16 protein-coding genes are annotated in these 20,855 nt (G+C 45.6%); 1 reads left to right on the top strand and 15 read right to left on the bottom strand.

Annotated elements, in window-relative coordinates; genetic code table 11:
* Nucleotides 1–48 precede the first annotated feature (48 nt).
* The 12 genes from PSF31_RS04345 to PSF31_RS04290 all read right to left on the bottom strand — a co-directional run bounded on the left by PSF31_RS04345 (nt 49) and on the right by PSF31_RS04290 (nt 7,407).
* Nucleotides 49–501 (bottom strand): IrmA family protein, encoded by a 453-nt coding sequence (locus PSF31_RS04345; RefSeq protein WP_096863348.1) that lies wholly within the window; start codon nt 499–501, stop codon nt 49–51.
* 65 nt (nt 502–566) lie between these two features.
* Nucleotides 567–1,055: a hypothetical protein gene (locus PSF31_RS04340; protein ID WP_096863349.1), complete on the bottom strand. Its 489-nt coding sequence runs from the start codon at nt 1,053–1,055 to the stop codon at nt 567–569.
* Nucleotides 1,056–1,198: 143 nt separating this feature from the next.
* On the bottom strand, nt 1,199–1,672 hold the full coding sequence (locus tag PSF31_RS04335; protein ID WP_096863350.1) for a hypothetical protein: 474 nt from the start codon (nt 1,670–1,672) through the stop codon (nt 1,199–1,201).
* A 4-nt stretch (nt 1,673–1,676) separates the two neighbouring features.
* The gene (locus tag PSF31_RS04330) at nt 1,677–1,853 is read right to left on the bottom strand and encodes a hypothetical protein (RefSeq protein ID WP_164561163.1); all 177 of its coding nucleotides are present in this window, start codon (nt 1,851–1,853) and stop codon (nt 1,677–1,679) included.
* The gene (locus PSF31_RS04325) at nt 1,850–2,557 is read right to left on the bottom strand and encodes a helix-turn-helix transcriptional regulator (protein ID WP_096863351.1); all 708 of its coding nucleotides are present in this window, start codon (nt 2,555–2,557) and stop codon (nt 1,850–1,852) included. The genes PSF31_RS04330 and PSF31_RS04325 overlap by 4 nt, the downstream gene beginning before the upstream one ends.
* 211 nt (nt 2,558–2,768) lie before the next feature.
* The gene (locus tag PSF31_RS04320) at nt 2,769–3,605 is read right to left on the bottom strand and encodes a DUF932 domain-containing protein (protein ID WP_096863352.1); all 837 of its coding nucleotides are present in this window, start codon (nt 3,603–3,605) and stop codon (nt 2,769–2,771) included.
* Between the two features lie 13 nt (nt 3,606–3,618).
* Nucleotides 3,619–4,044 carry an antirestriction protein gene (locus tag PSF31_RS04315; RefSeq protein WP_096863353.1) on the bottom strand — a complete coding sequence of 142 codons (426 nt, stop codon included), beginning with the start codon at nt 4,042–4,044 and terminating at the stop codon, nt 3,619–3,621.
* Nucleotides 4,045–4,135: 91 nt separating this feature from the next.
* On the bottom strand, nt 4,136–5,008 hold the full coding sequence (locus PSF31_RS04310) for a GTPase family protein (RefSeq protein ID WP_096863354.1): 873 nt from the start codon (nt 5,006–5,008) through the stop codon (nt 4,136–4,138).
* A gap of 243 nt (nt 5,009–5,251) precedes the next feature.
* Entirely contained in the window at nt 5,252–5,632 is a 381-nt protein-coding gene (locus PSF31_RS04305; protein WP_096863355.1) for a hypothetical protein, read from the bottom strand.
* Between the two features lie 272 nt (nt 5,633–5,904).
* Nucleotides 5,905–6,144: a hypothetical protein gene (locus PSF31_RS04300; RefSeq protein WP_141395895.1), complete on the bottom strand. Its 240-nt coding sequence runs from the start codon at nt 6,142–6,144 to the stop codon at nt 5,905–5,907.
* On the bottom strand, nt 6,116–6,754 hold the full coding sequence (locus PSF31_RS04295; RefSeq protein WP_096863357.1) for a hypothetical protein: 639 nt from the start codon (nt 6,752–6,754) through the stop codon (nt 6,116–6,118). Before PSF31_RS04295 ends, PSF31_RS04300 begins: the two co-directional genes overlap by 29 nt.
* A gap of 167 nt (nt 6,755–6,921) precedes the next feature.
* Nucleotides 6,922–7,407, bottom strand: coding sequence for a hypothetical protein (locus PSF31_RS04290; RefSeq protein WP_164561162.1), 486 nt, complete (start codon nt 7,405–7,407; stop codon nt 6,922–6,924).
* Nucleotides 7,408–7,534: 127 nt separating this feature from the next.
* On the opposite strand from PSF31_RS04290, the gene PSF31_RS21080 reads away from it, so the two are divergent.
* Nucleotides 7,535–7,615: a hypothetical protein gene (locus PSF31_RS21080; protein WP_336431805.1), complete on the top strand. Its 81-nt coding sequence runs from the start codon at nt 7,535–7,537 to the stop codon at nt 7,613–7,615.
* 42 nt (nt 7,616–7,657) lie between these two features.
* Here PSF31_RS21080 and PSF31_RS04285 read toward each other — a convergent pair whose 3' ends face one another.
* The 3 genes from PSF31_RS04285 to PSF31_RS04275 all read right to left on the bottom strand — a co-directional run bounded on the left by PSF31_RS04285 (nt 7,658) and on the right by PSF31_RS04275 (nt 20,730).
* Entirely contained in the window at nt 7,658–8,107 is a 450-nt protein-coding gene (locus PSF31_RS04285; protein ID WP_096863358.1) for a hypothetical protein, read from the bottom strand.
* Nucleotides 8,107–18,924, bottom strand: coding sequence for a hemagglutinin repeat-containing protein (locus tag PSF31_RS04280; protein WP_164561161.1), 10,818 nt, complete (start codon nt 18,922–18,924; stop codon nt 8,107–8,109). Before PSF31_RS04280 ends, PSF31_RS04285 begins: the two co-directional genes overlap by 1 nt.
* 78 nt (nt 18,925–19,002) lie before the next feature.
* Nucleotides 19,003–20,730, bottom strand: a complete 1,728-nt coding sequence (locus PSF31_RS04275; protein ID WP_096863360.1) for a ShlB/FhaC/HecB family hemolysin secretion/activation protein — start codon at nt 20,728–20,730, stop codon at nt 19,003–19,005.
* Nucleotides 20,731–20,855 lie beyond the last annotated feature (125 nt).

The following is a 20,855-nucleotide window of genomic DNA, read 5'->3' as shown; positions in this document are numbered from 1 at the left end:
GATCATGTAACCTCCTACACGTTACTTTGATAGAAAGCTAAAAAGTGATTATTTATTTCCTGCTATCGAAACTTTAGCCAACTCTGGATTATTGGCCTCAAAGATCGATAACGGTAATTCAACCTTACGACCATTTTGATCTTCCACCGCTTTAACTACTTCAAACTCAGCAACATCCTCACACGGTATTTCCAATCCTGCAAAAGTGGCACGCGTTGCGCTAGAATCGCCAAAAGGTTCCACTTCCAGTACCGTATCCCCTAATACTTTTCCTTGCCCATCTTTCATTCTCAAGGTTATCTCAAGCGCACCAAACTCCGCGTGGTCTAGAACCATATGGTTACCGCCATTATCGAGGGTAAATGAGTAACCACAGTAACCTTGGTTAATAAAATTTGAGCTCGTATGTGTGATGCTCGCATAACGCTGTTGTTCTTCAGCCAAGCTAAATGCACTGACTGCCAATAAACTCATCGCAAAAATGCTCTTTATCTTATTCACTACGTTACCTTTAGTTATCTTGTATCGTCCTCGCTACCGCCATTGACGGCAGCGAGAATATAGATTTATTGTTGGTAGGTTTGCAATCCGCCTTTAGTACGGTCCTTTTCTTTCCAGCGTGGTCGATTCTTGCCTGAGAACTCTTTTTGCATACTCCAATACCCAATGGGGTAACGAGCTACAATCGTCCCACCAACACCAATATCGACCGAAGAGTACTGGCCATTATTAATGGTTCCTTTTTGGACATAAGCGTTAGGGCTACAAGTGCCCGTATCGCGTTGTTGCCAGTTTCCGTCAGTTCTTGCCACGATGTAGAAATCACCAAATGCGCAACCTGACGCAGATTTATGATTCAGTACAGCAACATAATGCTTGGTTGAGCCCACAATCCTACAGGTACTATTTTGGCTTCCACACACTTGCCATAAGGTTTTACCGCCATCACCTTTATGCTCCCAAATGGCATTTTTAGGGGGCTGGCTGGTGGCAGAGGCGGGTGATGTCATTAACCACAGTGAGGCTAATGCAGTTACGAATACATATTTTTTCATTATAAATTCCTATCAACATAAATAGAAACGTCAGATTGACGCTTGATGAACACCGTCTAATGGGCGCTTGGTTTTCCCTGATATGGCGTATTCGGTGGTTATCTGGTGAATAAGGCACTCACAACAAAAATGGCTGATCATGGTTAATGTGATGACTGACGGTTTAGTCGCACTGAAATCCAGTGACGAATTCGCCGATGAAGATAAAAGGCAGTGCCAGTGGCGATAAGCAAATCAACCAGTAATATCGTGGTGGCGATACCTTCAGTAAAACCGTATAGCCAACCGGATGACATGATAATCAGTAGGCTAGAGAGGGCTAATCCGATAATGATGGACGAGATAATGGCAATTAATTTGGGGTTGAAATGGATTTTATAATCAATCCCTTTAAAGGCACTTAAAACCCACAAGCCTAATTGCGCCAAGAGTTGTGGGATAACCAACGCCAAGAGATATAAAACGAAGTACATCAATGTGATCCCATACGGGTTCATGATGAGAGCGATAAGCTGGAAGTGAGTTAACAATACGCCAGTGATCCAAAGGCATAACAAAATACTGATAACAATAGCGATGCGTTCTAAACCCAGTTGTAAGTGTGAAACGGTGTTCATATTTTTAAGCTTCCTTATGTGATGATGAATTCACGATGTGAGGGTGATTTTGAATAGGCTCGGCCCATTCGTGACCGCAATCGCGGCACATCCAGCCCGTACCCCATGCAATGATGTCTTGCTCAGAAGAGCAGTGAGGGCAATGTGTTGGATGTAATGCTGGTGGGGTTAATAGCGTCATGGTCGGCTCCTTTCTTTGTGTGATGGAAGAGAGGTAAGTACTTGTGATATCAATCGAAAATGCGGTAAGGCTGCGATAAAACTGTTTTGTTGTGACAATTGCGTCACTGCGTGTTTCGGTGTGAAGGAGGTATTGAGCGGCTGAACTTGCTGGATATCCTCCAACAACAAGACATGCACTTGCTGGTGGTATTCCGCCAATAAATACCACTGGCCTTCACGGTAAATCAGTTGATAAGGTTGTAGTGGATTGAAGCGACGCTCAGGCGTAAGTAAGCTAATAGATTGCTTACTGGTAATGGCATACACCAATTGATAGAAATGGTCGGCATGCAAAGCCGAAATCTTATGGGCATGATGCCAAATCAAACAAGGCGCATGGGGTTGTTGGGTTAACAGTAACCCCAGTAAGCGGCTGTCTAGCCCCGGAAACAATCGAGTCATTCCAATCTGTTTCACAAAGGTAAGAACATCTTTGTCTCGGTAAGCTTTTAGCGTATTGATGGGCAAGCGATAACAACCTTGCCGACCTTCTACACCCAGATAAGCCAAGCGTTCACGTAAATCCCGTTGTAACGTGCGTTCAGAAACATTGAACTCTTGTGCTAAACATGAGAGCACAAGGCTTTCTCCTGCCATTAAGCGGGCAATCAACGCAGAGAGTCGCACAGCCATGCGGTCATATTTTCGGTTAGTCTGAAACATAACGTATTGCTCTCAATAACAGACGTTAGGAAATTAAGAAGTGAGGGAGTTTAACTTAGGGGATTGACAGGTTATGTCTGTTGGGAAAAATTCTCATTAGGCATTTTAATGAAAAATCACTATAAGTAATTCATTGATAAATAAAGTTATGCTTTTTATTTGAACGATAAGAAAGTAAGGCGTAACGACACAACCTGTCAGGGTGGGAAAATTAGTTGGGTTGGCGAGGAGCGAGTTGGTTAAATAAGGTATCCGCCATCACCCACAGGGCTTTATTGAGTTTGATATCTCCATCAATCCCATTCACCGAACGAGTACGAGCGCGTTTACCTTTTGCAGTGCGGCCTGATAATCCTCCTTTAATCAGGTTTTCTTGTAGACGTTGGTACACCGTCCAAAGGTCTTCTTTTTTATCTTCAAAGCGTCGAGGCTGTAGAATTTGCTCTCGTGTGACGGGCTGGAACTCTTCACCAAAGCGGTAGGTCAACGCCGCTTCAGCAAAGGCTTGCTGGGCGGGTGGAGGTAACAATAACGACTGCATACTTTCGCGTTTTTCAGCGACCTGCTCAAACGTATCGAGTACCTCATATGCCCCTTCAATCACTTTACCCACCACATCCCCTTTATGGGGTACACGCACTTCCCCCAATACATCACCGCACACCAAACCGTTAGAGCACACGGCTCTAAAGAGCCCCGGCAACATCTGATAGCTGCTTGAGCCATCATGGCTATTGAGCAAAATAATTTCAGGGACTTGTACGCCCGTGATTTGGTCATGACGCCGAAGTCGTAACATGTGCTTTGTATGCTCTCGACGACTGATATCACGTACACGGGTCTGGCAAGCAAAGAACGGATAGAAGCCTTCTTTTTGCAGGCTGTCTAACAAGGTGATGGTGGGAATGTAAGTATAGCGTTCACTGCGTGACCCATGCTTATCTTCGGAGAAAACGCTCGGTACAGTACGGAATAATTCTTCGATGGTCAGTGGACGCTCACGACGAATACTGTTAGCAGAACCAAAACGCGAAGCTAATAAACTCATGATAGACTCCAAATTAATCAATTAATTGGAAAATGGCTGAGGACTCGGAATGTTGTGAAGCGTAGTCGCGCAGTTGATAAAAGCGGTCGCACATCACTTCGCTTTCTGTTTGGAATGACCAGATGCTGTACAAGATAAGGCATACGGCAATGCCTGCCGCTTCTTGGCTCACTGTGGCTTCATTGCCGTTGTGCATGTTAAATAGCGTTAAGGTGTCCATGTTGATATCGGGGTAGATAAAGGCACCGCCATTACTAAGCGAGCCATACTCCCAGTAACCGCCATGATACTCATCGCAGAATTGATCCATCGTGGTGAAGATCACCACTTCAAAGGTAGCCCAGCCTTTCACAGCACCAAAATGGTTGAACCAAAAATCAAGGCGTTGTTCATTAGGGACTAATTCCATTGTGATAGTAGATTCAGTTGTGTTACTCATAAGTTGATACTCCAATAAAAAGAAATAAAAAAGCGCCAATCCCGTTAAGGACTGACGCTGAGAGTGATAAATAAGGAATTAACGTAGGAGATTAAAAGAATAGGCTCCACAGGGATTTAGCGACGGAGACGATGCTGTTTTTGACCGTACCAATCGTACTTTTTATCAAGACAGGTAAGGGAAGGATGTCTATCAGCGTATCGACGATATCACTGACACATTGCCCAAAATCGTTACGTGCCGAATTTTCCACAGATTGCGTCCGGTAAGTGCTGTTCAGTTGCCTTGCTATCCCGCTACTGGCTTGCGCCGGTAACGCCTGTATTAATTGCTCTGCTAATTCAGTGAGTTGAAAGCCTTCTGCCGCAGAAACGGTCATCACAGGATGATGCGGCTTAAATACTGTTATCGCTGCTTGTTGCTTTAATTCCAAGTTAGCCGCTTGCTCATGGGATGGCTGGTGGTACTGTTCATCCCACTGTCGGCAGGGCTCTATTTTGTCGGCCTGATTCAATACAAACAGAAATCGTTCAGATTGGTAGCCACATTGCTCAGTAAGAAAGCGATAACACTGTTCATCAGAAGACCATGCCCTATCATCCGCCTTGAGTACCCAGATGATTAAATCCAGTTCTGGTAATAAGTTACGATATAGTTGGTGGTACTCTTTATCTCGCTCAAGGCTTTCACCTACGCCGGGTAAATCTATAAAGGTAAGCGTGTGATTGTTCATCGTCATACTGAAACGTTGGGCTTGGCGCGTGCAACCTGAAACATTACTCACAGAAGATAGTTGGGACTGGAACAGCGCATTGATAAGACTGGATTTTCCAACCCCTGTTTTACCCATCAGGCCGATGGTAGGGGAGTAGTTGATTAGGTGGTTGAGTTGAGTGAAAAAAGAAGTTTGGAATGAATGAGGTAGTGCTGATAAGAACTGTTTAAAGTGAATTTTACTAGGCATATTACCCCCTTGAAATAAAAGAAAATGACAGCTATTCAAGAAAGTAATATATATCTGAAATTTATTGAAATAATGCTGATTTATAAAAAGGGATTATAAATATCAACTCCAGCCTGCAAATGAAATTTAATGGCAAGTGGTTGAGTGAGTTAAGGTTTACAGTGGGTCTCCAGCTTACCCTCTCTCGCCAAGTCGGACAGTTGATTATCCAGTTGGCGAAGGAGAAGTAAAATTACTTTGATATCATGTATAGCGCTCTTTAAGCTTCGTCATAGAGCGCTCTATTGTATCTTTATTCTCTGGATACTCAGTTATATAACTATCCGTTATGACCTGCATTAGTTCAACAAATTTTTGAGGAGATAATGTAGAGCTTTCATAGTCTCCAAACATAAAGCTAACCTCATCAAATTCTTCAGGTATATCCCAATCTTGGTCTAATGCATAACCATTACCTTCTGAAGGAGAAAAACCATGCCCTTCACTAGCCATATTTAAAAATGTGGGGTATGTCATTTTATTTTTTTCTAACGTTTCAAAAATAATATCATATAAGTCCCTGCCATTGTTATCATACAGCTCTTTCTTTACATTTATTAACCAATTTAATTTGTCAATAATCATTTTTTATCTCTCGGTGGCATTGTTATAAATGCGTTGTTAATTTCTCCAGTTTTTGCATCTCGAGTTACTTGAAACCAGTAACCATCAACTTGAGCTGAATATTGCCTATAATCTGGATTGTTTTTGAAAAAACTCTCCGCTTTTTGAGAAGCCTTATAGGACATATCGTTAATTTTTGAGTCAGACAATACGGTAGGATCATATGTTGTTTTTGTTTGCTCTGCCTTAAATCCAATTTGCTGGCCTCTACCATTAACAGCTGGAATTTGATATTAATACTCCACTAAACTAGGATACTTTTTATCCGTTATAGTTAGATTTATTTTAGCCCCAGTCATTTCAACAGACTCTAGGAATGCGTCTTGTTTATGGGCTCCTGAAATAGTTCCTTGTCTGCGATTTAAGACACCTAATTGAGTGTTATGCTCTGCAATTTTATTGGTAAGATTTTCTGGAATTAGTTTATTTATTTCATTAGTCTTATCATAAATAAGGTAATGAATTTCCATCATATTTACCTGCATTAGTGACTGTTCCATTATCTTTGGGGCTATAGGCTCCATTTTTATCAACGGTCCAATTATTACCTATCTCACTGGAAACTTTACCTTCAGTCGAAACCGTTGTAGTAATCATCTCTCCAGTTTTAGCGGATTTAAACACTAACGTTGTTGTTCCTGCTAAATTAACACCAGTATAAACAACTTCTGAATATTCAGGTGGAACGCCTAATGTTTCCAGTAATTCAGCACCAACAGTTTTAGTATATTTCCCTGTTACAACGGTATTCGAGCCAGCATACAAATTATCAAAACCAGACGAAGCAACGATGGTTCCAGCAGCACAAGTCACTACCCCCACACAACTTGCTCCACCAGCGATGATTTCAACAGCACCACCGCTAGCTTGAATTAATCCCATTCCTCGCTCTGTGAGCTGATAGGTTCCGTCCATATAGGTTGCCCCATCAATAATGGCTCTAGCATTATCATATTGAAATAATGGAATAGAATACGTAATTGTTGCCCCAGTGTTTGGGTCAACATAACTTACTGTAAATTGCTCATTCGCAAGCTTATCACGTAATTCAGCATACTCTGGCTGATTACCAATTTGTTCCAACTTTTCGTAATACGCCTTTTCAGGGGTACCTTCTGCAAATCCAGCAGAGCATTTTAGTAACGCACAGGATGCGGCATCTAGCTCTTCTTTTTTTGCAATACCTTGAGTTGTAAATTTATCTATAACGTCTTTTTCTAAATGGTTAGCAAGGGCATTATTCTCAACCGTTAAACCCCATAAGCTCGAGAAAAATTATCAAATGATTCAGATAGATGATAAAAATCTGCATTAGGATCATTTTTTACTTCTTGGTATCTAGCTATTAGTTTGTCGATGAGCCTATCCGGTATTGGATGTGATGCGGGATCATTTTTTGCGCAATAGAAATAAAATAAGGCTTTTTCTAAGCAAGGAATACTTAATTCATGCGCATTCTTATTTAAAAATTCAAATGCATAACTCCATTCAAATTCGGATAACAATAACCGATTTAGACATAGAGACTTCAAAAAATCATCATTTATGTTTTTATCAGTTAATATTTTTTTATAATAAAAAAAAGCCTTTTTACTATCTAATGAGGTCAGCTCAGACAAATAGTCAAATAAGTCATCTGACGCTTCATTAAATGACATGGAGTCAACGTAACCATATGTTATATAATTATTTATACCCGTTAATAATCGTTCAATACTTTTATTTTTTTCGCTCATAACTACACTTCTTATTTAAAAGCCCCAGCTTCGACAGTCGATAAACGTTTCGAGCCATCAGGTAGGATAACCGCGGTAAACCCAACCCCAGCTACAACTCACTTTAAGCGATAAGTGGCTGAAAGAGATGGGATTTGAGGTGGGGAGTCACTACAGCCTCTCCCACCAAGCCGGACAGTTGATTATCCAGCTGGTTGAGAACGAGTAAGATATTTAAGGACGATCCCAGCAGATAACTGGGATCGTCTCATTAATTAATAGAGTAAAGATCTTGAATGTAACGCTCAACAAATAGTTTTAATTCAGAAGATGGATAAGGCTCTTTAGCTTGGATTAAATAAGCATCATCATAAATTACTCTTGAATTCAATGAGCTAGATATTATATACAAAATTAAAACTGAAAACTTTAAGTTGCTCTCACCTCTTGTGGAGACACTTACCATGTATGGGTACTCCATATCATCTATATCACGTAGATTTTCTTCAATAAAGTTAAAACTTATCCAACAAAAATAATCATATTGGTGGTCGTGTATATAGATAAACTTATCAAGTAAATTTAGTCCTTTTTTAGCTGATATACCTATAGTTAATTGTTGTGTAGACAAAGAAAAGTCATTAAACCCATCGACGATACTATTGAGGATATCTTCAAATTGAGGAAGCTTTTTAATTGGAAATAAAATTTCGTTAGACATTATTTTCCTCCATTGGTACTAATTGAGCCACTTGTAACATTAAGCCAGCCATCTTGGGTTTTAATGTAAATATTATTTACCGTGCCTTCTTTTGTGATATTGCTAACTGGAGAGCCAGATTTAAAGTGGTCAATCATTTCTTTCATGCTTACACCTGTTTTAGATGCATCCACATATAGATCCCCTTGATAGCCAGCTTTTTGCATATCTTTGGCACCACTCACAATATTGCGCCTAACAGCGTTGATGCTCTGCCCTTCTACTAATTTTAATTGGACCGGAACACCATCTAGCCATCCATCTATTCCTTGGAAATTTTCTTTTTCAACTCCTTTAAAATTACCGCCCTTATATTTAACAATATCTAATGCTTGCTGGTATTCATGAGGTTCTAATGCATTCTGTATGACTGTCCCTTGTTTTCCATTAGGTAATTTAAGGATATCTTTACCTGAGTTTATTACTGTTGACTCCGCACTCGTCAACTGATTCAAGTTAATCTTACCAGCCTTGGCTTCTGACTGTATTACTTGTTTAACTGTCGAGACTTCTTGTGCTGTTTTACCAATAATCAATGCACCGCCGGCACCAGTTCCTCCCGGTGTTACTACCTCTGCTGTAAATATACCCACTTCATTTAAGCATATTACAGGTGCTGCTTTACAGCCTGTTAAAGCAGCTCGAACAGTTGCTATCATTTCTGGTGCTATAACTAATGAGTAGCCAGCTGCAACGACGCCCATCGATGCTCCAGACACAACTAAATTACCATTATTAATGCCTTTAGTTATGTCTGCTTTACAGCTCGCATCACAATCTGGGATATCAGCAAATAAGAACCCAAGGTTTCCACCAAGTGCCATTGAGTTATTCTCAACCGCATTCTTCGCTGCTTGCGAGCCAGTAATTGCACCCGCCACATCACCCGTAGTAAGACCACCCGCTAATCCTGCTGCCAATTGGCTCAATGCACTGACTTGCTGTTTCTCACTTTCGGTTAAGTCTGAAACCTTCTTGCCCGGGAAGAGGGTGTTTAAGATAACATGAGCTGATAGCTCACCGCCACCGGCACCTAATCCACCAGCAACGGCAGATTGGTTATTTAGCTCAGCGACCACGGCACCCAATACTGCGTGCGCCATGGCATTGGTTGCTTTGTTAACTTCACCAGTAGCAGGGTCAGTTGTAAGCTCTTTAATCTTGGTCGCTAAGTACGGTGAAGAGGAATTAGCCAATGCACCTGCTAAATTATCACCTGCTAGGCCTTGTAGCAAGCCAGTGACGGCTTGGGCGGCTTTTTGGAAGTCGCTGCCCGTGCCATATTGTGCCATGGCGTTGTTGTAGGCTTGCTCTTTAATGGCTTGCTCGGTGGGTGTTTTACCCGCTGCTTCCAGTTGTTTTTTGGCGATGGCAAGCTCATCAGGGTCTTTTTGTGCTTTCAGGCCGGCTATCTCCCCTTCAGTGCGGATGATATCCATGGTCTGATTACCGATTTCACCAATCAACTGGGATTGTTTTAAGCGGTTTTGTTCTTTCTCTTTATCGAATATCGGGTTGATGCTACCGTCATTGGCATGTTCCGTATCACGGTTGAGCTCGCTCACATCCTGTTTTTGTTTGTCCTCATTACGCACAATGACAGTGCCTTCACTGACGGCAGATTTGGTGGTGCCTTCGGCATGACCGCTGTTATTGGCGTTAGAGAGTAACCCGCCCGCAGCATTGGTCACCAGTTGGCTACCAATTGGGCCACCGGTGCCAATCGAGCCGCCCGTGTGCTCGGCGGTAAAGTCGGCTTTGTTATCGATATCTTTCCAGCCCAGCGTACCGGTATCAAGGCGGTTTTTGTCTTTGTCCGCCGTTGAGGCAATCACCGCGCCATCAAGCTGAGTGTGCTCTTTGACGTTGACATCAAAGCCGCCTTTGCCTGCAAAAATACCGGTTTGTTCTTTCACACTGTCGTAGTTACTGTGTATCTTGTCTTTGCTGGCACTGATGTTGATGTTTGGCGTGCCACCTACCGTGTAACCGCCACCGACACTGCTCTCTTGCTGTTTGGCGTCATAGCGGTCGCTGTCTTGCTGGCTTTGCAAGGTGAGGTCACGACCGACATTGACCGTGACTTGTTCACCACTGACTTGTGCTCCTTTGAGGGTGGTATCTTGCCCACTGTTTAAGGTGAGCTTATTGCCTGCATCCAGTGTGGTTTCGGTGTGGGTAAGGCCATTACCTTTTTCATGGCCTTTGCCTTGGTTGATGGAGGCAGAGACATTGACCCCGTAGCCGCCTGCTCCCACGCCCACACCAACCCCGACACTGCTGCCTTTGCTGCTGTTTTTACTGGTGGTCTGCTCCGTGTTTTGGGCAGAAACAAGGTTGATATCTTGCGTCGCAGACAGTGACAAGTCTTTGCCCGCTTTGAGCTCACTGCCGACGACCGTGATATTGCCGCTTTCTGGGTTGCTGTCTTTATTTTTACCCGTTGAGGTAATCGACAGGTTCTGCCCTGCATTTAAGGTGCTGCCTTGCGACTGGCGACTGTCGGTATGCGTTTCGCTTTTCGACGATTGGCTGCCATAAGACACGCTGACGCCAACCGTATTGGTCGCGCCTTTTTGATAACCTTCATCGCCCGGTTTGAGGTTGTTGGCAAGGTTGTGTGCATTTGCCGCATCGGTTTTCAGCCCATCCAACTCATAAGCTTGCTGCGCTTGAACACCGGATAATACCGCTTTGGTATTTTGCAGGGCACTTAAACGACCGTCACTTTCTTTGCGAGCTTGCTGTGCGGTGCTGACGGCGGTATTGAGGGCGCTGCCTGCACTGCCAGAGAGCGAAATACCAAACCCACTTTGCTTGGTTTCAAATGTCTCAGTGCGAGTACGCGCATCATAGCCCGGGTCGATTTGGACGCTGTCGCCTGTGAGATTTAAGTCTTTTTGGGCAACTAGGTCAGCCCCACCCACATGCAGTTTATTTCCAGCTGTGATGTTGACATTGCCTTGTGTGCTGCCAATGGTACTGACACTTTGGCTTTGGGTGGTGCCTTTTTCATCCACTTCATGGCGGGAGGATTGTTTACCCACACTAAAGCCAATGCCACCGCTGCTCATGAGGCCACTTTTTTTCTTCTCTTCGAGGAAATAATGCGAGTCGGTTTCCGTGGCGGCGGTGATATCGACATTGTTGCCAGCGGTTAAGCTGACATCATTCTCTGCAACCACGGAAGAGCCTTTAACGGTCAGGTCGTTCCCTGCGGTAATGGTGACTTTTTCGCCACTGAGCAAGCTGCCTTTTTCTCGCGTGGTTTCATCGTTTTGGATGGTGTGCTCACTGCTGGCGCTTAAGAAGCCTTTACTGCTACGCTGCTCTTCAACAGTTTTTTTATTTTCTTCCGTGGCGGTATTGAGTGTCACATTCTGTTTTGCATCAAGGGTGATTTCGCCTTTTTCACTGTGGATGGTGCTACCCGTGACGGTGATGTCTTTATCACGCGCCGTGATTTCGATGCCGTTTTGCCCGCTGAAGGTGCTGCCGACCACCTCATGGGATGAGGTTTCATCGACTCGGGAGCCTTTGCTGCTGCCATTGCGCGTTTGCTCTTGGTCTAGCGCGTGGGTGTCTTGAGTTGCTGCCGTGATAGTCACATCTTGCGCTGAGACGCTGATTTTACCTGCTTGGCTATCGACTTGGGCGCCTTCTGCCACCAAGTTGTTACCTGCGTTCAATGAAACGCCTTTGTCGCCACTGAGCGTACTGAGCACCAAACGGTCTTCTTCACGGGTGTTGCTGACGGAAGAACCGTTGCCTTGTGCATCGAGTTGGCTTTTATTGGTGGTTTTATCCGATAGGATATTGATATCGCCACCCGCGTTGACATCTAATGTGCCGCCAGCTTGTGCTTGGCTGCCTTTGACGGTGACATCTTTTCCGGCATTGAGGCTGAGATTGCCACCAGCGCTGAGTTCACTGCTTTGTGCGAGTTGCCATTCGCCGCTGATATGCGCGAGGCTACCAGTCGCATCCATGCCTTCATTACCGCGTTCACCCATTGCCCCCGCAATCACATCAATACTGCCGGTATGGGTGCTTTTCACTGCGGTAATGGATAAATTGTCACGTGCATTGAGCTTGATATCGCCTGTTGCATCCAGTTTCGCGCCTTGCAGTTGAACGTCATGCCCACTTAAGGTGATATCGGTGGCGCTCATTGTCGCTTGACGCAGTGCATCTTGTAAGTTGGTGCTTAACGTGAGGCTATCGGCTTGGATATTGATAGTATCCGCTTTGATATCCCCATCACGGTGCATAAATTGTTTCGCATCGACCTCAAGGCCTTTTTCAGCTAATAAGTTCCCTGCATTATCGATGCTGTCAGCGGATAAGTTCAGTGTCTTACCGCTGATCATCGCCCCTTGCTGTGTCAGGCTAAGTGTCGTGTTAGCTAAATAGACTTTCGGAACCCAGACCGTTTGTGGGCCTTGTGGGGTGTTGATGGTCTCGCTGACTAGCCACACGATGTCCTGTTGCAGGGCAGCGATTTGTGCCGGGGTCAAAGCAACACCGGGACGCAAGTTGAACTCTTCCGCGACTTTAACACCATTATTCATCAGGTATTGATACTGTGCCATGGCATCTTCTTCACGCAGAGAAGGGCGACCAGTAAGTTTCAGCACCTGCTCGCGGACGAGACGTTGTTCATAGAAACCATCCCCTAAACGCTTATGCACATCGGCAGGGGAGTAGCCAACCCGCTCAAGTAGGTAGTCGCTACTGATAAACTTATTTCTGTCGGTAAAGCGCGGGTCGGTGACCACTAAGAATGGGCTGTCTGGGGTTAAGTTCGGACGGAATAAGCCATTATCTGGGATTGAGGTTGCCACATCACCAATATGCTGTTTTTCGGTTAAAGCCAGTTCAGCAGGAAGCAGAGGGCGGTCGATTGGCGAAGTGCCATCTGCTTGATTGAGTTCAGATTTCCCCTGCTCAGTAATTGCGGTATTGAGGTCTTGTTTATTCACGCCGTCAATATCAAACGCCAGTGGGTTACGTTCCCATTCGGCACGTTCGGCTTTAGCGGCATTCATTGCCGCTTCTAGCGCGGTGATTTGCGCGGCATTGACGGTGGTATTGGTGAGATTGGCACTGGTAATGGAGACATTGCCATTACCGGAAATAATGCCATCGATGGTCGCGAGTGCGGTGGTTTTGTCACTGCTCGATTCAGGGTACCAATGGCTTTTACTGACATCATAATGGTCAACATAGAACTCTTTACGGCGCTCATTCACGGAATAGCCAGTATTTTCAATGCGTCCTTTGCCTTTGATATCCAAATCACCCGTTGAGGTGATGGTGCTAGCATCATTTTTGAGTAAATCCGTGATATTGAGCGTCATATTGCCGCCCGACAAAATGCGCGCGCCAATGCCTTCAGCGATCAGTTTGTCACGGGTGACAGAGCCTGTTACCGAACGTTCGCGTATCCAACTAAAATCATCAATACCGGTTGCGGTCGCCACATCAATGTGTTGATTCGGATCCCACACTTCATAGCGATATTGGTTGTGCACGCGCCATACCGCACCATGGTAAGGGGTTGGTGGGGTTTTGATACGTCCCGGTACCCCGCGCGACTCATAGAAAGTCATGGCATAACTGCCATCGCTATTGGGGGTGAGCGCCAAATAATTGACCCACAGGGTGGTGACTTGACCATCCTGCTGTTTCACCTTCATTTGAGCGCGTTTATTTTTGGCATCGATGTCTAAGATAGTGCCATACTTGTTATCCAACGCGGCCTGATCGTTTTGAAAGGTCAACTGCTGCGTGGTTGGTGCCATCGCACTGGGGTTTTTATGGGCCTGCGTTTCAAATGAACGCCAGTAGAAGTTATATAGGTGTTTTTTATAATTTTCGACTTCGGCCTCTCGCTGAATATCTAACCCTTCACGTAAATTATTGAGCTGACGCGCCGTGATGGAAACCGCACCTTCCGCTTCAATAAAGCTGGCGTTATTTTCAATCAAATCTTTGCTGGTGAGAGCAAGGGTATCACCACTGTAAATCAGTGCTTGGTCGCGGTTGGTGAGGTTTTTTTCTGTTTGCAGGTCAATGTGTTTTGCTGCCGCAATGACAGCTTTTTTCCCCTGATTATCAATGGTTTTAGCTTTAACGCGGATCTCATCGCCCATCAATGTCGCACTATTATTTAACGCGTCGACGTTGAGCGTCATCTTATCGGCTTCTAACCGATTCAGGTTATCCAATTTACCGGTGGAGATAGCGAGGTTTTTACTGACCAGTGAGCCTTGGTTGGTGAAGTGTAGGCTCGACAGGGTGAAATCACCCGGTAATAACCAGTCAGTGAGGTTGGTTAATGTACCTGCGATCTTCAGGGTGACCGATTGGTTACTGGTCAGCGTATCGCCTGCGCGGTGCGTGTAGTCCTGTGCTGCGGTCAGTGAAAGCGCCTTCTGGCTTTTGATTGTCCCGCCTTGATTGTTAATAGACTGGGTATTGATGGCGAGCGCCGAACCACTTTGCAGGGTACCTTGTTGGTTTGAGAGGGTAAGCTGAGCCGGGGTGGACGCTGCATCCGTATTCAGTGCAATATCGCCATTGGCTAACACCTGACCGGATTGGTTATTGAGGGTATTCACCCCTGAAAACGTCAAGTTTTCATTGCTTTGCAGTCGTCCTTGGGTATTTTCGATATTTTTGACGGTTAGGGTGGTTTCTTTACTGCCGTGAACCAGTCCATTTTCGCGGTTATCTAAGGCATTGAGTAACAGACTGAGGCGACCTTGACTGCTTAAAATACCGTTGTGTCGATTATCTAACGTGAGTGCAATCAGTTTCAGTGCGTTGGTGGAAACCAGTTGCCCTTGTTGGTTTTGGATATCGGTAGCCGTTAACGTTAAGGTATCACCGCTGTGAATCTTCCCTTGTGTGTTATTGAGCTGCGCGATGTTGTAGGTGCCCGCGCGTTGGCTAATGAGGGTGCCTTGGGTGTTATCAAGCTCTGTTGCATTCATGGCAAACTCGCCGAGGCTGCTCACCGTCCCTTGTTGGTTTTTAAAGGTTTTGGTTTCCAGTTGTTGGTTCTGATTGCTGAGGATTGCCCCTGATGTGTTATCAATCCGCTCTGTGCTTGTGATATTTAGGGCTTGCTGGCTTTCGATTTTGCCAGACGTATTGTCTAACGATTTACTTGTCAGCGTGAGGTTTTCGCCGCTTTGCAGTTTGCCGTGGGCGTTATTCAGCGCATTTTCAATAGATAGCAACAGTTGTTTTTGGCTATACAGTAAGCCACCTTGTGAGTTGTCGACATCCGACGCGCTAAGCTGCAATGTGCCGCCAGAGAGTAATTGTCCCTTCTGGTTCTTGACGAATTGCCCTGTGGCCGTGAGGCCTTGGCTGGCACTGATTTTACCTTGGGTGTTATTGATTTCGTTGGCAACCAACAGTGATGCAGAGCCACCGGCTTGCAATGTGCCTTGCTGGTTTTCCAGTGCGTTTGTCGTGAGTTCGACATTTTTCTGGCTTTGAATTTCACCGTTTTGGTTATTCAATGACTGAGTCGTGGCCTGCCATGAATCTAAGCTACCCATCCAACCCTGTTGGTTGAGAATATTGTGTGCGTTGAGTGCTTGCGCTTGCTGGCTGAAAATGCGCCCATCTCGGTTATCAATCAACTGTGCAACCTGAACATTCAAACGACCAAGGGCATTAATCGCGCCTTGGGCATTGTTGACAAGGTTAGCGCTAATCGCGGTATCGCCTTGGCTGGTCAGAATACCGCTTTGGTTATTAAAATCGCCACTGAGGGTGAACGATAGTGCATCTTGGCTGAGGATTTGGCCTTTTTGCTGATTACTCAGTTGGTTACCGGTTAACGCTAATGTGCCACCACTTTGCAGCAAGCCCGCGGTATTATTGAAATGATTACCTTGCCACTGCAATGTTTTACCCGCGCTGACTTTTCCTTGATTATTATTGAGGTCATTTTGCGTGTTTACGACGAGTTGGTTGCCCGATAACAACTGGCCTTGGGTGTTATCAATATTCTCTGCGTTGAGGTCCGTCTGTTTTCCTGCTTGCAGTGTGCCTTTTTGGTTGTTGATATCCCCTTGGGTATTGAGGGTTAATTGATTGCCTGCTTCCAATAACCCAGACTGATTATTCACATCGCCTTGGCTGATGAGGTCGAGATTTTGGGTCGCAATCACTTTCCCCGTTTGGTTATCCAAGTGAGCGGTGTGGATATTGACGTTCTGGCTGCTGATTTCGCCTTTGGCATTATCAATTTGCGCGCTGGTTGTGATATCAAGGGCTTTACCTGATAGCACTTGCCCGTCACGGTTATCCAGTGCTTTGGCAGTGATGCTTGCTTGATTGCCGCTTTGCAGTAAACCTGCTTGGTTGGCGAGTTGCTGACCGATAGACGCGGTTAACGACTCATTGGCAATCACTTTACCTTTGGTGTTATCTAAGGCATTTTTTGCTTTGATATCAACACTATTTTCGCCAACGACTTGCCCTTGCTGGTTATTAATCTTGTTTGCATTCAGCGTAATATCTTTGCTGTAAAGCGTTCCACTTTGGTTATCGAGGTCAGTCGTTGCATTAAGAACAAGTTGCTCACCGGACAGAATTTTTCCGCTTTGGTTATCAATACGTTGTGCATCTACCGTGAGCTGAGTATCACTTTGCAGCGTGCCTTGTTGGTTGTTAAGCACATCTTGAGCGGTTAAGGTTAATTTATCACCCGAACCGATAAACCCGTTGGCGTTATTCACTTGTTGGTGAGCAACAATATCTAACGTGGTTTGGCTGATCAGTTTACCCAACGCATTATTGAGATTGTCCGTGGTGACAGTGACTTGCTGGCTGTTAATCGTCCCCGATTGGTTGTTCAGCGATTTGCCTGCTTGCAGGTTGACGGCATTCCCTGCAACAAGGTTACCTGCGCGATTATTAATCTTCTCTTTGGCATTCAAGGCCAGTTTAGTTTGGCTTTTAATGGTGCCCGATTGGTTATCAATCGAGTTTGCGGTGAGGCTTAAATCACCATTCGCCCCGATTTCACCTTGCTGATTATTAACGCTATTTTTCACCTCCCAATCTTGTTGGCTCTTGCTTAACGCAACCAGCCGGCCAGCTTGGTTGTTCAATGAGTCGGCATTGAGCTTGAGGCGATTGGCTTCAATCGCACCGCCTTGGTTATTCAGTTGTCCAGTGAGGGCAAATTGGCTCTCATTTTGCCCTGTTTGTACCCATGTGCCTTTCTGGTTAAATAAGTTGTTAGCGCTGACGTTCCATTGCGCGGCTTTGACTTGCACTTGCTCGGCATGAATATCGCGCGCACTGTGGAGTTTGACGTTGTTGGCGTCAATTTTGCCTTGGGTGAGGGCGATATCCCCTTGTTTGGCGGTGAGTGCCAACGTCGAGGCGGCGACTTGTGTTTGGCTTAAATCCAGTGACTGGCCTGCTACTGTGACGTTTTGTTTACTTAAAAGTGTGCCTCGGGTATTAATTTTACCGTCGCTGTTTAAGGTGATATTAGCATCTTTAATAATATTGCTTTTGTTATCACTGCCTGCGAGCACGTTGCCTTGGCTGCGGATATCGCCTTTCGCATTGATATTGACATCTTTTAGCGCAGCTAGTGTGTCGGTATTGCTCACTGAGCCTGTTTGGCTTTCAATGTTTAAGGTGCCGCCGCTGTGCAATTTACCTTGGTGGTCGATGGCGTCTTTAGCGGTCAGGGTAATATCACTGCCGGCTTGGGTGGTGGCTTGCTGCGATGCACTGCCCCAAATCAGCTTACCGTTGCTGCTGACTGTTAAGGTTTTATCCGCTTGGATGTGCCCGCCTTGGTTACGCACGCCCACGCCTTTTTCGGTGCCTACCATGTGGATATAACCGCTGTACATGCCGCCCATTTGCCCCATGTCGATAGCAAACTCAGGTTGCGCAGATTGGCTCTCCATTGGAGTAGCTTTATTTTGCGTATCAACCTTATTTTTACCCGCGACAACCGCGATTTTTTCTTTCGCCCACACGCCGGAGTTGATTTCAACGGCGCGGGCGAGCAAATCCACATATTGGGTATCGTGGCGGCTATCGGCATTCAAGCCACCGCCTTCAACACGAATAACACCACGCTCGACTTGATACCCCGCGAGGCTGCCATCTTGATTAAATTGCGGTTTACCTGTGGTGAGGGTCATTCGGCCTGCATTGATGGTGCCACAGCCATTACAAATAATTCCCGATGGGTTGGCGACAATCACTTGTGCTTTACCGCCAGCCACTTCGAGGAAGCCTTTAATTTGGCTAGGGTTATTACTGTTGACTTCATTCAGAATAACGCGCGCAGGAGCTTTGTTTGGGTCAAGGTTCGGGTTGCCTTGGATCATCCCTGCGGTTTGCGTCGAGGTCATGACCGCCGAGTTATTGAGAATGGCGCCCCGGTTATCGACATCGAATTGTTTATATTGGTTATGGGAAATGCCCGAACCATTCGGTGCCGCAATATTGACTTGTGGAATGCCATTTTGCGTATTGATCACATCCGGACGCTGGTTTTTAGGGGCATTGTTATCGGCAATAATGCTGCTCGCCATGGCTGAACCACCCCACAAGGCTAACCACAGCAGCAGCGAGGTGCGGCGCAACGTTACCCACAGGCGACCGCCATTTGAGCCACGCGTTTGGCCTGATTCGGTGCTACAGCTTTTGGCCAACTCGGATACAACACGTAGTTCCCCGTGAGTGCGGCTGAAAATTAAACGATAACAATGCTTGTTCATGATGGTATTCCTTTAAAAACAGTACAGACACGGGTAAAACTGAAAATGTCTATCGACTATTAAATCAATAATATGCGATTAAATTTCAAGGTTGAGGCTAAAGCCTGCCGTAGCTCCTGACGTATCGAATTTTTTCGGCTTATATAACGGCACGCCGACAAATAGGTCGTAGCTTAAACGCGATGAAATTGAGCCGCGCAGCCCTAATGCGGTACCTGCAAGTTGGTGTCCAACGAGGTATTTAGTGCTCTGGCCTTCAACACGCCCGTAGTCAGCGGCTAAATACAGTTCTTGCCCTTGAGAGAAAGCATTCCATGCCAGTTCGTTGCGCCATAACAGGCCTTTTTCACCCGACAACACTTGCTCTCCATCAAAACCGCGGACGGTATAACGTCCACCGATGGACATGCGTTCTTGTGGTGTTAAGGCGTGCTGCGTCCATTGACCGCGTAAAGCGGTATTCAAACGCCAAGGTTGTTCGCCCAACGTGAAGGGTTGATTGAAACTGATGTCCCCGAGGAATATTCCCACGCGGGCACTGCCGCTGTGGGTATCTTCTTCAGGGGCTCGGCGTGCACCATAGGCTCCAGTGCCGCGACGCCAGTTGATGTTGGCATCGAGTGTGGCATTGTCTAAGAAGCTGCGCTGATTAACACCGACCTCCCACCCCGCAGTACGGCGGCGTTGCTGCTCAATATCAATGTCATTGACCGCGTTACTGGCAGTTTTTCGATAAGTACGCAGGTTAAGGGTGGTTTTGTGGGTTTGATCGCGAAACAGGAGCCGTGAAACGGTAAACTGTGCGGTATCGCTCTTGCCGCTATAACGCAGCACTTCGTTAGCATTGGGAATATTTTGGTGATAGTTATATTCATTGTAATTGGCGGCAAAGCCCCAATTGCCAACGGGAATAAAGTAGTTCAGAGTATAAGAGCGGTTACCGAAAGGGCCTTTATCAAACAAATCTTTACTGATATTCGCGTAAAACATATCGTTTTGGGCAAACGGCGCATCAATGGCGAGAGTTGCAGAGCCTAAATAGCGCCCGGTACTTTTTGAACCGCTATCATCCAAACCCAAGCTTAATCGCACAGGGCGTTTTTCTTGCCAACTGACCACTAAGTCACTGGTGCCATCAATTGGGCCGGGTTCGATACGAATATCGGCAGTGACATTCGGCACGCGTTTAAAGTTTTCCAGCCCTTGCTCAATATCACGCAGATTCAGAATATCGCCGGAGGAAGCAGGAATGGCATTCCATAAGCGCCCACGCCATGAAGTACCTTCATCAAAACGGATGGCGTTAATGCGTCCCGGCTGAAGAGTAAGGACTAATTCACCTTGGTTCAAGTCTTGCTCTTGTGCCATCACACGGGTGGTCACATACCCTTTTTCTAAAATGGCATTTTGGACTTTATTGAGGACTAACAAAATCCCTTGGCTACCCAAACATTGGCCTTTGGCATCGTTAACGGCCTTTAACGCCCATTGAAAATCGGCAGCGGATTCACCGTCAAGGCGAATAGTGGAAATGGTAAAACAGGGGTGTTCATTTTGTGGGTAATCGGGCAGTGACAAATCAGGCTGTTGAATACGCGTATCCACAACCGGGTTGTTTTGCTGTTGTAACATTCGCTCACGTTCTTGCTGGCGTTGCTGCTCGCGTGCATCGATAGAGAGTGCTTGGTTTACGGGGTCAGCTAATAATGGTGCTGATATAAAACATACGCTGAACAGAGTCCATTTTAAGAAACGGTTTTGCCCGCCACTTTGACGATGCGCGGTGGGTAATACTTTTTCCTGCATATTTTTGCCTAATTCATTAATCAATACATGTAGTTATCTAACTCAATGAATTAAGGCGGTGCCAGCGATGAAATGCATATAGGAGCATCCTTACTAATGAGTCCACAAATCCGTTGCTAAGTTAA

It is taken from the genome of Providencia sp. PROV156, assembly GCF_028480905.1.
Classification (GTDB): domain Bacteria; phylum Pseudomonadota; class Gammaproteobacteria; order Enterobacterales; family Enterobacteriaceae; genus Providencia; species Providencia hangzhouensis.
Note: the sequence above shows the minus strand (reverse complement) of the source record. Positions and strands in the feature narration are given on the sequence as shown.

Excerpts from the sequence above, each read along its gene's own strand:
- PSF31_RS04310 (WP_096863354.1), bottom strand. The coding sequence starts at position 5,008 with ATGCCTAGTAAAATTCACTTTAAACAGTTCTTATCAGCACTACCTCAT.
- PSF31_RS04290 (WP_164561162.1), bottom strand. The coding sequence starts at position 7,407 with ATGAGCGAAAAAAATAAAAGTATTGAACGATTATTAACGGGTATAAAT.
- PSF31_RS21080 (WP_336431805.1), top strand. The coding sequence starts at position 7,535 with ATGGGATTTGAGGTGGGGAGTCACTACAGCCTCTCCCACCAAGCCGGA.
- PSF31_RS04340 (WP_096863349.1), bottom strand. The coding sequence starts at position 1,055 with ATGAAAAAATATGTATTCGTAACTGCATTAGCCTCACTGTGGTTAATG.
- PSF31_RS04285 (WP_096863358.1), bottom strand. The coding sequence starts at position 8,107 with ATGTCTAACGAAATTTTATTTCCAATTAAAAAGCTTCCTCAATTTGAA.
- PSF31_RS04325 (WP_096863351.1), bottom strand. The coding sequence starts at position 2,557 with ATGTTTCAGACTAACCGAAAATATGACCGCATGGCTGTGCGACTCTCT.
- PSF31_RS04335 (WP_096863350.1), bottom strand. The coding sequence starts at position 1,672 with ATGAACACCGTTTCACACTTACAACTGGGTTTAGAACGCATCGCTATT.
- PSF31_RS04330 (WP_164561163.1), bottom strand. The coding sequence starts at position 1,853 with ATGACGCTATTAACCCCACCAGCATTACATCCAACACATTGCCCTCAC.
- PSF31_RS04300 (WP_141395895.1), bottom strand. The coding sequence starts at position 6,144 with ATGATGGAAATTCATTACCTTATTTATGATAAGACTAATGAAATAAAT.
- PSF31_RS04305 (WP_096863355.1), bottom strand. The coding sequence starts at position 5,632 with ATGATTATTGACAAATTAAATTGGTTAATAAATGTAAAGAAAGAGCTG.
- PSF31_RS04315 (WP_096863353.1), bottom strand. The coding sequence starts at position 4,044 with ATGAGTAACACAACTGAATCTACTATCACAATGGAATTAGTCCCTAAT.
- PSF31_RS04280 (WP_164561161.1), bottom strand. The coding sequence starts at position 18,924 with ATGAACAAGCATTGTTATCGTTTAATTTTCAGCCGCACTCACGGGGAA.
- PSF31_RS04320 (WP_096863352.1), bottom strand. The coding sequence starts at position 3,605 with ATGAGTTTATTAGCTTCGCGTTTTGGTTCTGCTAACAGTATTCGTCGT.
- PSF31_RS04275 (WP_096863360.1), bottom strand. The coding sequence starts at position 20,730 with ATGCAGGAAAAAGTATTACCCACCGCGCATCGTCAAAGTGGCGGGCAA.